Source organism: Streptomyces sp. NPDC102360 (assembly GCF_044766085.1).
GTDB lineage: Bacteria > Actinomycetota > Actinomycetes > Streptomycetales > Streptomycetaceae > Streptomyces.
The window spans coordinates 1,018,116-1,029,980 of sequence record NZ_JBIWLG010000002.1 but is presented as its reverse complement, the minus strand read 5'-3'; the positions used below and the strand labels follow the sequence as shown (position 1 = coordinate 1,029,980).

Genomic DNA, 11,865 nt, shown 5'->3' with positions numbered 1-11,865 from the left:
GGCGGAACCATCATGGTTCCGCCGCCCTTTGGCGTAGGCACCCGGATCCGCCGTGGGCCCGCCGGATGTGCTTACAGAGCGCCCATCGCCGCGGCGAACGCGTTCAGATCGCCGTTGTCGAAGCCCCGCACCGCCTCGTGGAACACCCACTCCCCGTCGGTGCCCCGGGTGAACTCCGCGACCGTGGTCGCAGAGGCGCCGGAGACCACCGAGAAGTCGTGCAGCGACAGGTCGGTGTAGCCCTCTCTTATACGTACTGCCGTGTTCGGGATGTCAGCGAAGACCTTGGCGCGGCCGGGCTCCTGCTCGTCCTGCTGGATGGCCACTCCCACGACCACGCGCGCGTACGAGGACGCGAGTCGCTCCAGTTCGAGCGTCATGACCTCGTCGAAACCGAAGCCCTGTCCGGTCCTGCTGTCCCGGTTGAGCGTGATGGTCCCGTCCGGCGAACGGCTGTCGAAATGGACGATGTACGCGGGGCTGCCGTGCGGGTCGTCCTCCGTGTACGCCGCGGCGATCAGGTCCAGGTCGTGGGGAGGCGAGCCCATCGGGCTCGGGTCCCACTTCAGGCCGATCTCGATCTTCTCGATCCCCTTGCGGAGGCTGCTCACCGAACTCCCCCTCCTCGGTGCGATGTTGAGTACTACGGATACGCTACGTGGTCCCACTGACAACAACACGCCCATCCCCGGAGAGGCGGCTCGACCGTGGGTTCGGGACCGCCGCGGCAGGTGGCCGGCGCGCCGTACGATGGCGCGGTGCTGGTCAAGTGGATTCGTTGCACTGTGGTGGATCGTCGGGGTTTCGAGCGGGGACAGCGGAAATGGGCGGGGCTTCTGGGAGAGCCGGGATTCCGAGGTCAAGGTGGAGGCTGGAGCAGGCAACGGCCCGATGTGGCCCATGTCTTCGGCTTCTGGGAGAGCCGTGCCTTCTACGACTCCTTCATGGCGCGCTCCCACGACCGGCTCGCGGCCGCGCAGTCGGGAACGTACAAGAACATCCAGGCAAAGCTCTTCGACCATCGCTTCGATGTGAAGACCGGGTTCGAGCCGCGGTTCACGGACGCGGACGTGGTGCGGGTGGCGCACTGCACGGTGCGCGCCGATCGGGCCGAGCACTACACGTTGATGCAGCAGAAGGTGTGGAACCCGGCGATGGCCGGCTCGCCAGGCATGGTCCGGGGGCTGTTCGGTGACGCCCCAGGAGACGAGTTCCTGGTCCTCTCCATGTGGCGTTCGGCGGCCGAGCACGGCAAGTACCAGGTCGACCGGGTGGAGAGGCTTTCGGTGCGCGCCCAGACGGATGTCGACATCGTGGCCATCACCGGGGACATCGTGGAACTGGAGTCGACCTGGACGGTCTGAGCGCGTGACCACGCGCGCGTGCCCGTCGCTCGGCCGTTGTGATCCACATGACCTCCGCCGCGGAGCCCGCACGGGTGCTCGAACCCGCCCGGCGATCTAGGGTCGTGTTCATGGCACGACCGCGGCGCATCGTTCTTGTCCGGCACGGCGAATCCGAAGGCAACGCCGACGACACCATCTACGAGCGCGAGCCCGATCACGCCCTGACGCTCACCGACAAGGGGTGGAGCCAGGCCGAGACCACCGGCGAGGACCTCCGGCGGCTCTTCGGACGCGAGCGGGTGAGCGTGTACGTCTCGCCGTACCGGCGCACCCATGAGACCTTCCGCGCCTTCCGCCTCGACCCCGATCTCGTACGCATCCGAGAAGAACCCAGGCTCAGGGAGCAGGACTGGGGGAACTGGCAGGACCGCGAGGACGTACGGCTGCAGAAGGCGTATCGAGACGCCTATGGGCACTTCTTCTACCGGTTCGCCCAGGGAGAGTCAGGGGCGGACGTGTATGACCGGGTGGGCGCTTTCCTGGAGAGTCTGCACCGCAGCTTCGAGGACCCGGACCATCCGCCGAACGTCCTGCTCGTGACCCATGGGCTGACCATGCGGCTGTTCTGCATGCGCTGGTTCCACTGGTCCGTCGCGGATTTCGAGTCGCTGTCGAACCCTGGGAACGCGGAGACGCGATTGCTCGTTCTCGGGGAGAACGGAAAGTACACAATGGACCGCCCCTTTGACCGCTGGTGCGAACCGGAATCGTACGGAGTCACCGGATAGAGTGTCGATGCGATGACCGCTGACTCCTCACCCGACGGGCGCTTGAACCGCGCCCTGTCCAGCCTGCGCGGCCTCTCCGTGGGAGACGCGCTGGGATCACAATTCTTCGTTCCCGCGAACTATCCGCTGCTCAAGGCCGGCGCACTGCCGGACGGCACATGGCAGTGGACCGACGACACCGAGATGGCCGCCTCAGTGGTGTCCGTCCTGGCCGCTCACGAGCGCGTGGACCAGGACGAACTGGCGCGATCGTTCGCTGAGCGCCAGAACGTCGACCGCGGGTACGGCCCTGCCGTGAACCGGCTGCTGCAGCAGATCCGGGAGGGTGACGACTGGCGGACCCTGGCCTCCGCGCTCTTCAACGGGCGGGGGTCGTGGGGGAACGGCGCGGCGATGCGGATCGCTCCGCTCGGCGCCTATTACGCCGACGACCCCGAGCAGGCCACGCATCAGGCCGAGATCTCGGCCTACCCGACGCACCAGCATCGGGAGGCCGTCGTGGGTTCGATGGCGGTGGCGGCCGCGGCCGCTCTGGTGGCCGATGCCGCGGGGCCTCCCGCGCCGCAGGACCTCCTGGACGGAGTGATCTCGCTCGTCCCGCGCAGCGCGGTGGGCGCCGGCTTGCGCCGCGCCAAGGACATGCTCGACTACGGAGACCCGTCCACGGTGGCGGCCGTGCTCGGCTGCGGCCGGAGGACGACCGCGCACGACACCGTGCCGTTCGCCATCTGGTCGGCGGCGCGAGGCCTCGGTGACTTCGAGGGTGCCTTCTGGAGCACGGCCCAGGTCGGCGGCGACATGGACACGACCTGCGCGATCGTGGGCGGCATCGTCGCCTCCGGCGCGGACGGGGCGCCCTCGGCCGAGTGGCTCGGGCGGACCGAGCCACTGCCGGCCTGGGCGCCGACCGCTTAGGCGCAGAGCAGGTCCGGGGGAGTGCTCCTCAGGCCGAGACCCCGGATTTCCCGCTCAGTGCATCGATGTCGCTCTTGCGTACCTGGATGACGAACAGGGCGATCAGCGCCGCGGCCACGGCCAGCGACGCGGCCGCTATGAAGGCATTGCTGATGCCGTGGGCGAGCACCGAGTCGTTCCATGGCGCGGGCAGTCGGTGGGTCCTGGCGAACTCGGCCTTCTGCTCCGGTGAGCCTTCCGCGAGGAACTTCGGGATCTGCTTCTTGGCCTCGCTCGCGCTGGCGCTGCTGAAGATCGTGGTGAGGACCGACAGGCCGAGGGCGCCGCCGACCTGCTGTGTGGTGTTGAGCATGCCTGACGCCGCACCGGACTCGCTGTCGGCTATGCCGGAGACCGCTGTCAGGGTCAGCGTGACGAAGTTCAGGCCCATGCCGAAGCCGAACAGGAGCATCGGGCCGAGAATGCCGCTGAGGTAGGAGCTGCCGGGGTCGATGAGTGTCAGCCAGCCCATACCTGTGGCGGTCAGCAGACAGCCCACGGTCATGAAGGGTTTGGGGCCGAGCCGGGGCAGCAGGTTCGTGGCGATCCCCGCACCGAGCACGATGGCCGCGGTCACCGGGAGGAAGGCGAGGCCGGCCTTGACCGGGGTGTAGTGCAGCACGTTCTGCACGAAGAGCACGATGAAGAAGAACATGCCGAACATCGCTGCGGCGAGGCTCAGCATCATCGCGTAGGTGCCGGACCGGTTGCGGTCCCTGAACAGTTTCAGGGGTGTGATCGGTTGGCTGGTGCGCCTCTCGATGGCGACGAAGGCGATGAGCAGGACCACGGCCGCACCGAAGGATGCGATGGCGAGGCCGTCGCTCCAGCCTTCGGAGGCGGCTCGGATGAATCCGTACACGAGGGCGGCCATGCCGAGGGTCGAGGTGAAGGCGCCCGGCAGATCGAACCGGCCGGGGTGGCGCTGCGACTCCTTGATGTAGCGAGGGGCGAGGAGGGCGATGAGTACGCCTATGGGTACGTTGACGAACAACACCCAGCGCCAGTCCAGCCAGTCGGTGAGCATGCCTCCTGCGAGCAGCCCGACGGCGCCGCCACCGGCGGAGACGGAGGCGAAGACCCCGAACGCCCGGTTCCGCTCGGGCCCTTCGGGGAACGTGGTGGCGATGAGCGCCAGCGAGGTGGGTGACGCGATCGCGCCACCGACGCCCTGAAGTGCGCGGGCCGCGAGTAACTGCCAAGGCTCCTGGGCGAATCCGCCCAAGAGCGATGCGAAGCTGAACAGGGCGATACCAGTGATGAACATGCGGCGGCGCCCGAGAAGGTCGCCGGCCCGGCCGCCCAGGAGCAGCAGTCCACCAAAGGTGAGCGCGTAGGCGTTGATCACCCAGGTCAGGTTGTTGGTGGAGAAGCCCAGCGCCGTCTGCATGTGAGGCAGGGCGATGTTCACGATGGTGGCGTCGAGCACGACCATCAGTTGGCATGCGGCGATCACTGCCAGCGCGATGCCGGGTCGGGGTGGGCGCGCGGTGGCGCGGGGTTTGCTGGGTGGAGCCGGATGTGCCTGGATCTGATCCTGTGTCACGAGCGATCCCCCATGGGCATGATTAGGGAACGGTCGCGTTCCCTGCGTGGGATCGTAGTGTGCCCGCCATAGTGAACACAAGCGTTCTTTACGGGAGTTGTGAACGTGTCGGCGGAACCTTGCCGTCGACCCGTCGAAAGGAAGGGCTGAAGCCTGAGATGCTCGGTGGTGGCTCCCCATCAGTGCACGTGGGTGTGTGCTGAGCTCGCTGCCGCGCGTCCGAACCGCTCTCGGACGGCTCAACGGAGAGATGATGATGGTTAGTTCACGTCGGACGGCCGACCCCGCTCAGGCGGCCTCCGCGCTTCGCAGGCGTGGCCCCGTGCTCGAACGGGCCATTCTGGAAGCGGCGTTGGATCAACTCAGTACGGTCGGCTGGAACGGCCTCACGATGGAGGGCGTCGCCGCCGGCGCGCAGACCGGCAAGGCCGCGGTGTATCGGCGCTGGCCCTCCAAGGAGGACCTCGTCGTCGACGCGCTCCAGGCAGGGCTTCCCGCGCTGGACTCGGCGCCGGAGTGCGGAAGCGTACGGGAGGACCTGCTGGAGCTGTGTCGCCGATTGCGGGCGGCCATGTACTCCCGGCCCGGCTACGCGCTGCGCTCAGTCCTTCACGAATGCGACACGCTCACCGCCGAGCGCTTCCACAGTGTGATCGCCGAAGGTGTGATCGAGCCCAGCGTCGAGTTGATCAAGGAGGTCGTCCGTCGTGGTGTTGAGCGGGGGGAGGTGCGCCCGGATGTCGACGAGTCCAGCGTGTGTGACGTGATTCCGGCGCTGATGATGTACCGCTCGAAGGTGTGCGGAAGTGAATGGGGAGAGGGGGATCTGGTGGAGATGATCGACCACGTGATGGTCCCGCTGTTGCGTCGGCAGGCACGTTGAGGCGAGCCGGGTGTCGCGACGGTACCCGGGCGGCGTACGCTGTTTGCCGCCATGCCGTACGAAGCACCCACCCACACCGTCGAGCGCTCACTGCGCGCCACTACCGGTGCCAAGATCATTGCCGGTGTCGATGAGGTCGGTCGCGGTGCCTGGGCCGGTCCGGTCACCGTCTGCGCTGCCGTCACCGGGCTGCGCCGTCCGCCGGAGGGCCTCACCGACTCCAAGCTGATCAGCCCCAAGCGCCGCGAGACCCTCGCGGTCGAGCTGGAGAGCTGGGTGTCCGGGCATGCCCTCGGGCACGCCTCGCACGAGGAGATCGATGCCCTGGGGATGACCGCAGCCCTCCGGCTCGCCGCCGTGCGCGCCCTCGAGGGCCTGCCGGTGAGGCCGGACGCGGTCATCCTCGATGGGAAGCACGACTACCTGGGTGCTCCCTGGCAGGTTCGTACCGTGATCAAGGGGGACCGTTCCTGTATTGCCGTCGCAGCGGCGTCGGTGATCGCCAAGGTCCGCCGCGACAAAATGATGGCCGAACTGGGCATCGACCATGCAGACTTCGGGTTTGCGGCGAACGCCGGATACCCGTCGCCGGTGCATCGCGCCGCGTTGGAGGAACGGGGGCCCACCCCGTACCACCGGCTTTCGTGGGCGTATCTTGATGCGCTGCCCCAGTGGCGGCACCTCAAGAAGGCCCGCAGTTGGGCGGACGTCGGCGTTCCAGAGATCGAGGGCCAGCTCGGCTTCGACTTCTGACCGCCGCGCTCGCACTGACGTGCCACCCGTTGACGCGAGCCGCACCTGCGTTTTGATAGATATCAGCTCATGCCTCTCAGTCCCGAGGAGCCTCAGATTCCCGAGAGTGCCCAGGGTCCCCGCGCCACGCCCGCCAGCGGCCGTACCGCGTCGACCCCCCGCCCCGTACCCGGCCCGCGTCCCGCGGCGCCACCGCGACCCGGACGTCCGGGTCCCTCCAGGCCCATGCCGCCCGCGCAGCGAACCCCGCGCGAGTCGGCGGGTGTCCACAAGCCGGGGCCGAACGCCCCTGCCGCTACGCCGACTTCGGCCTCCCAGCCACAGATCCAGCTCATCCCGGCCTCGGTCGAGGGCGCGCTGGACGCCGCGGAGGAGGCTCTGGACATGCTGCTCGACTCGGGCCGTGCGCCCGGCGACGTCCTGGTGGTCACCACCGGCGACCCGCACCCGTGGGCGGCCCACGAGCTGTCCTTCGGTGAGGACTCCTACTGGGCGCAGCACGAGGCGCGTGACGACGTGTTCTACGCCGACGCCTCCGCCCTGGGGCGCGCCGCGTCCCGTCCGGTGGTCGTCGTCGCCGTGAACGGCGGAGCCGACGAGGTGGCCACCACAGCGCTGCCGGTCGCGCTCGGCCGGGCCGGTGCGCTGCTCATCGTGTGCGGCGACCCGGAGCGCATCAACTCGCTGTTGGGCGCCGGGGTCTGACGCGCCGCTTGCCGACTGCCCGCACCGCGAAGCGGTGTCCGGGGAGTCCGGCAGGCGGGCGCGCGATGGCCGCCGTGCCGTTCAGCGCGCCGCGGCGCGGCGGAGCGCTTCCGTCGCGGCACCGCCGGTGCGCGGCGCCGACGGCTCCCCGGAACCCAGGGCCTCGGCCACGGAGCCCACGCTCGGGCGCCGACCGGCCCTGCCCTCTCCGAGTACCTGCCAGCCGTCCCGCGTCATCGTGATGTACGCGCCGCAGCGCAGGCCGTGCAGCGTGCACGCGTCACGCAGTCCCCACATCCAGGCCCCGTCCTCCTCCGTCCAACGGGTGTCCCCCTCGCGGCAGTACAGCATCACCGCGGTGCGTACCGGCGTGCGGCGGCGCAGGTCGTGCGGGATCACCCGGCGTAGCTGGGACAGCAGCGCGTTGCGGAACGTCCAGCCGTCGGCGGCGCTCTCGCGGCGCACGAACGAGGCGCTGGCCCGCAGTCGCTCGTCGGGGTCGAGCACGGCTATGACGACGGTCTGTGGGATCGGCCGGTGGCGGGAATGCAGTCCGCTGACCACCTCGCGCGGATTGCGCAGCAGCGGGATGCCGGCCGCGGCCCACTCCGCGGGCTCGAGCAGCCTTGTCGGTCGGTTGACGGAATCGGCGGACCTCTCGGTGCGCATCAAGGACGCGGACATCGATACCGCCGAGGACGGAGCGAATCCAAAGGCCACGGTCCTCCCTTCGGCTACACGCCCACACTGAGGGCGGGGTCGGACTGGGGAGCGCACCGCGACACAGCTCTACCATCCACCGGATAACGGGGAGCCGTGCGGGGAGCAGTTCCAATTCTTCCCGTCGCAGTGGCAGACGGCAACGAGCAATTGGGACCGCGTTCCTGTATCTGACGATGCGTCGCCAATATCCCTGCCCAAAGGTTGGATCGCTACGCGTTCCTCACCCCTGTACCGCCAGGACCAGTGGCAACACCCCCTCGGCGCCCGCCCGACGCAGCAGCCGTGCGGCCATCGCCAGCGTCCAGCCGGTCTCCGTGTAATCGTCGACGAGCAGAACCGGGCCACCCGCGCGCGCGAGCGCCTCGGACAGCTCGGGCGGGAGCGTCAACGTGCCGTCGAGGGCGCGCAGCCGCTGTGCGCTGTTGCTGCGCGGGATGTGTGCGGTGTCGCTGTCCGGCGCGTACGAGAGGCTGCCCAGCAGCGGCATGCGGCCGACCTGCGCGATGCCTGCGCCCAAGGACTGGATGAGCTGCGGGCGAGTGTGGGACGCCATCGTCACCACGCCCACGGGGCGCGGCGCGGCGTCGGCGGAACCGGATGCCCAGCCGCCCGGCCCCTTGGCCCAGTCGGCGAGCACGTCGACGACGGCTCCCGCAACGTCGTCCGGCACCGGTCCGTCCGGGGCCTGCGGCGCGAACATGGGGCGCAGACGGTTCCCCCAGCCGATGTCCGACAGACGGCCGAGCGCCCGCCCGGTCCCGGCCTGCTCACCCGCGGGGATACGGCCCTTGAGGTCGATGCCGACGGCCGCGAGCCCGGTGGGCCACATCTTTCTGGGCTCCACCTCGACGCCGGGGCGCCCGAGTTCACCGCGCGCCGAGTTCAGTGCTGCGGGCGAGACGGAGTCGGAGAACCGCGGCGGCGCGCAGTTGTCGCAGCGGCCGCACGGGGCCGCCTCTTCGTCATCGAGCTGACGGCGCAGGAACTCCATCCGGCAGCCGTCCGTCGTCGCGTAGTCCCGCATTGCCTGTTGCTCGGCCTCGCGTTGCTTGGCCACCCACGCGTAGCGCTCGGTGTCGTAGATCCAGGGCTGCCCCGTGGCGATCCAGCCGCCCTTCACCCGGTGCACCGCGCCGTCCACGTCGAGGACCTTGAGCATGGTCTCCAGACGCGATCGGCGCAGCTCCACCAGCGGTTCGAGGGCGGGCAGGGAGAGCGGCCTGTCGGACTGCCCGAGCACGTCCAGCGTGCGCCGCACCTGCTCCTCCGGAGGGAAGGCGAGCGAGGCGAAGTAGCGCCAGATCGCCTCGTCCTCCTTGCCGGGCAGCAGCAGCACCTCCGCGTGGTCGACTCCGCGCCCGGCGCGGCCCACCTGCTGGTAGTAGGCGATCGGCGAGGAGGGGGAGCCCAGGTGGACGACGAACCCGAGGTCGGGCTTGTCGAAGCCCATGCCGAGCGCCGACGTGGCGATCAGCGCCTTCACGCGGTTCGCCAGGAGGTCCTCCTCGGCTTGCTGCCGATCAGCGTTCTCCGTCTTCCCCGTGTACGAGGACACGGTGTGGCCGCACTGTCGCAGATAGGCCGTGACCTCCTCGGCCGCGGCGACGGTGAGGGTATAGATGATCCCGGAGCCCGGAAGGTCGTCCAGATGGTCGGCGAGCCAGGCCAAACGGTGTGCGGCGTCCGGCAGCTGTAGGACGCCGAGGCTGAGGCTCTCCCGGTCGAGCGGGCCGCGCAGCACCAGGGCGTCAGAACCGGACCCGGTGCCGAGTTGTTCGGCAACGTCCGCCGTCACGCGCGCGTTGGCCGTAGCTGTCGTCGCCAGGACGGGGACGCCCTGCGGGAGCTCGGCCAGCATCGTGCGCAGGCGACGGTAGTCGGGGCGGAAGTCGTGCCCCCAGTCCGAGATGCAGTGGGCTTCGTCGACCACGAGCAGGCCCGTGGCCGCGGCGAGTTGGGGCAGTACGTTGTCCCGGAAGTCGGGGTTGTTGAGCCGCTCCGGGCTGACCAGGAGCACGTCGACTTCGCCGGCCGCCACGTCGGCCCGCACGGTGTCCCACTCCTCGGTGTTCGACGAGTTGATGGTGCGGGCGCGGATGCCCGCACGCTCCGCCGCCTCCACCTGGTTGCGCATGAGCGCGAGCAGCGGGGAGACGATCACGGTCGGGCCGCCGCCGCGGTGCCGGATCAGCGCGGTCGCGACGAAGTACACCGCGGACTTGCCCCAGCCGGTGCGCTGCACGACGAGGGCTCGCCGATGGTCCGCGACCAGGGCCTCGATGGCGCGCCACTGGTCCTCGCGCAATCTGGCCTCGCCGCTCGGATCGCCGACGAGACGGGCGAGAACGGTATCGGCGGCTGTCCGCAGCTCTTCGTTGCTCATGCCCCCATGCAACCCGATGGCACTGACATCACGCGAACGAGCCCGCCAGCTGTGGACAACTTCTGACGTGTCCCTGGCCAGGGTTATCCACAGGGCAAACCGGAGTGTTGTATTCCGGTGCATGGTCGGCGCATGACGAATCACAGCGAGCCGGCCGGGCTGGTCGGCGAAGCAAGGATCACCCTCCGCACGGCAGGCGAACTCGCCGAGGCGCTCCCGTACTTGCTCGGGTTCCGGCCCGACGACAGCATCGTTCTGGTCGCCCTGCACAAAGGGCGTTTCGGCGGTCGTGTGCGCCTGGGCATTCCCGAGCGCACCGAGGACTGGCAGGCCGTGGCGCGACAGATGGCCCAGTGCCTGATCGGCGAATGCGAGCGCAGGGACGGCCACCCCGACAGCGTCGTCGCGTTCCTCTGCCAGGACGCCCCGAATCCGGGCCCCGACGCGGGGCGGCGGATCATGCAACGGCTCAGGCCGCTGGCCCAGTTGTTGCGCACGGAGTGCGGTGGCCTCGACGTGCCGGTCACGGAAGCGCTGTGCCTCTCGGAAGGCAGGTACTGGTCCTACTGCTGTGCACGCGCCGAGTGCTGCCCGGTGGAGGGCAATGTGATCGCGACCGACGGCACTTCGGTGATGGCGGCCACGGCTGCCTTCGCGGGCATTCAGGTACGGGGGTCGCTGGGGCGGATGAAGGCGCGCCTGGCCGTCCTGGAGACAGCGCTCGTCAAGGATCAGACGCGCGCCCTCGACGCGGCGGCGATGGACCTCGTGCCGAGGATCTTCGCCGGGACACCTCGCAAGGAGGTGGAGGCGGCGACGCTGGACCTGGCCCGCCTGGTCATGCGGCGCCTCGCGGACGCGCCGGGAGCGTTCGACGCGCTCGCGGCCGACCTCAAGGATGACGAACTGCTGGCACACGATGAGGCCGCGTCGCTGATTCTCGGTCTCCAGGACCGGCTGACCAGAGACCGGGCGGCGGAGTGGATGGAGGGCGAGGAGGCCGCCCATGCTCTGCGCCTGTGGCGGGCGCTGGCCCGCCGGTGCGTTGGGCCCTACGGGGAGTACGCCGCCGCGCCCCTGGCACTCGTGGGTTGGGTGGCCTGGTCGCTCGGCGACACCGTTGAGGCGGACCAGGCATTGGAGATGGCCCTCGGTGCCGACCCGCGCTACACGTTCGCCCGCTTGCTCAACGAAGCACGGGCCGACGGGCTCGACCCCGAGCCGTTGCGGCGCTCCCTGCGGGTGAGGCGGACGGATCAGGATCCGGACTCGGCATCGGACACACCGTCCGGGGCGCTCGAGGACGACTGCGCGAGTGCTGCCGGAGTCGACGGACGACCCTCCGCGGTGGCCGTCCCCGGAGGTGCCGCTGATCCAGGGATGTCCCGTGCCACCCGTGGCCTGGAAGCTGCCCTGCGTCGGCGGGGCGAGCGGCGGCCCGGAGCCGGGACGCGCCCTGCGCGGGCGGGCACGCGTGCACCCCGGCGGCCGACGGAGCTCCGCCGACCCAGGCGTCGGCGGAGCAGGGGCGACGGATGAGGGTCGGCCGCTACGCGGGTCCGCCTTCTCGCTTCGCGGCCCTGTGGCGTTACTTGGAGTGGGCGTGCCCCGTTCATCTGGGTGAGCGGTGGCGGCGGCCGGGTCGCGCCGCCGAGGTGCGGGGCAGGTCGGCGGCGTGCCGTACCCGCAGGGGGAGGGAAGCGAAGATGACATCCAACGCTTCGCCGCGGTACGCAGCCACGGTGCGTGACGATGGTGAGTCCCGCGACCACCTGGCGGTCCAT

Annotated in this window: 11 protein-coding genes; 7 read left to right on the top strand and 4 right to left on the bottom strand. The window is 69.8% G+C overall.

Annotation, left to right across the window (positions count from 1 at the left end; genetic code table 11):
* Positions 1–71: 71 nt before the first annotated feature.
* Positions 72–611, bottom strand: coding sequence for a TerD family protein (locus ACIRHA_RS13980; protein ID WP_403844259.1), 540 nt, complete (start codon positions 609–611; stop codon positions 72–74).
* A gap of 147 nt (positions 612–758) precedes the next feature.
* Between ACIRHA_RS13980 and ACIRHA_RS13975 the strand changes: the two genes are divergently transcribed.
* The 3 genes from ACIRHA_RS13975 to ACIRHA_RS13965 all read left to right on the top strand — a co-directional run bounded on the left by ACIRHA_RS13975 (position 759) and on the right by ACIRHA_RS13965 (position 3,049).
* A complete protein-coding gene (locus ACIRHA_RS13975; protein WP_403844256.1) occupies positions 759–1,364 on the top strand; it encodes a YdbC family protein in 606 nt (201 codons plus the stop codon).
* A gap of 110 nt (positions 1,365–1,474) precedes the next feature.
* A complete protein-coding gene (locus ACIRHA_RS13970) occupies positions 1,475–2,134 on the top strand; it encodes a histidine phosphatase family protein (protein WP_403844254.1) in 660 nt (219 codons plus the stop codon).
* Positions 2,135–2,146: 12 nt separating this feature from the next.
* A complete protein-coding gene (locus tag ACIRHA_RS13965) occupies positions 2,147–3,049 on the top strand; it encodes an ADP-ribosylglycohydrolase family protein (RefSeq protein ID WP_403844252.1) in 903 nt (300 codons plus the stop codon).
* Positions 3,050–3,077: 28 nt separating this feature from the next.
* Here ACIRHA_RS13965 and ACIRHA_RS13960 read toward each other — a convergent pair whose 3' ends face one another.
* Entirely contained in the window at positions 3,078–4,634 is a 1,557-nt protein-coding gene (locus ACIRHA_RS13960; RefSeq protein WP_403844250.1) for an MFS transporter, read from the bottom strand.
* A gap of 256 nt (positions 4,635–4,890) precedes the next feature.
* Here ACIRHA_RS13960 and ACIRHA_RS13955 point away from each other — a divergent pair, with 256 nt between their 5' ends.
* The 3 genes from ACIRHA_RS13955 to ACIRHA_RS13945 all read left to right on the top strand — a co-directional run bounded on the left by ACIRHA_RS13955 (position 4,891) and on the right by ACIRHA_RS13945 (position 6,975).
* Entirely contained in the window at positions 4,891–5,517 is a 627-nt protein-coding gene (locus tag ACIRHA_RS13955) for a TetR/AcrR family transcriptional regulator (RefSeq protein WP_403844506.1), read from the top strand.
* Positions 5,518–5,568: 51 nt separating this feature from the next.
* Positions 5,569–6,270 (top strand): ribonuclease HII, encoded by a 702-nt coding sequence (locus ACIRHA_RS13950; RefSeq protein WP_327656698.1) that lies wholly within the window; start codon positions 5,569–5,571, stop codon positions 6,268–6,270.
* A 69-nt stretch (positions 6,271–6,339) separates the two neighbouring features.
* Complete coding sequence (locus tag ACIRHA_RS13945; RefSeq protein ID WP_403844247.1) at positions 6,340–6,975, top strand: hypothetical protein; 636 nt, start codon at positions 6,340–6,342, stop codon at positions 6,973–6,975.
* 81 nt (positions 6,976–7,056) lie between these two features.
* Here ACIRHA_RS13945 and ACIRHA_RS13940 read toward each other — a convergent pair whose 3' ends face one another.
* Both ACIRHA_RS13940 and ACIRHA_RS13935 read right to left on the bottom strand, forming a co-directional pair.
* Positions 7,057–7,695: a hypothetical protein gene (locus ACIRHA_RS13940; RefSeq protein ID WP_403844245.1), complete on the bottom strand. Its 639-nt coding sequence runs from the start codon at positions 7,693–7,695 to the stop codon at positions 7,057–7,059.
* Positions 7,696–7,918: 223 nt separating this feature from the next.
* On the bottom strand, positions 7,919–10,081 hold the full coding sequence (locus tag ACIRHA_RS13935) for a RecQ family ATP-dependent DNA helicase (protein ID WP_403844242.1): 2,163 nt from the start codon (positions 10,079–10,081) through the stop codon (positions 7,919–7,921).
* A 132-nt stretch (positions 10,082–10,213) separates the two neighbouring features.
* On the opposite strand from ACIRHA_RS13935, the gene ACIRHA_RS13930 reads away from it, so the two are divergent.
* Positions 10,214–11,620 carry a DUF4192 domain-containing protein gene (locus ACIRHA_RS13930; protein ID WP_403844240.1) on the top strand — a complete coding sequence of 469 codons (1,407 nt, stop codon included), beginning with the start codon at positions 10,214–10,216 and terminating at the stop codon, positions 11,618–11,620.
* Positions 11,621–11,865: the final 245 nt, after the last annotated feature.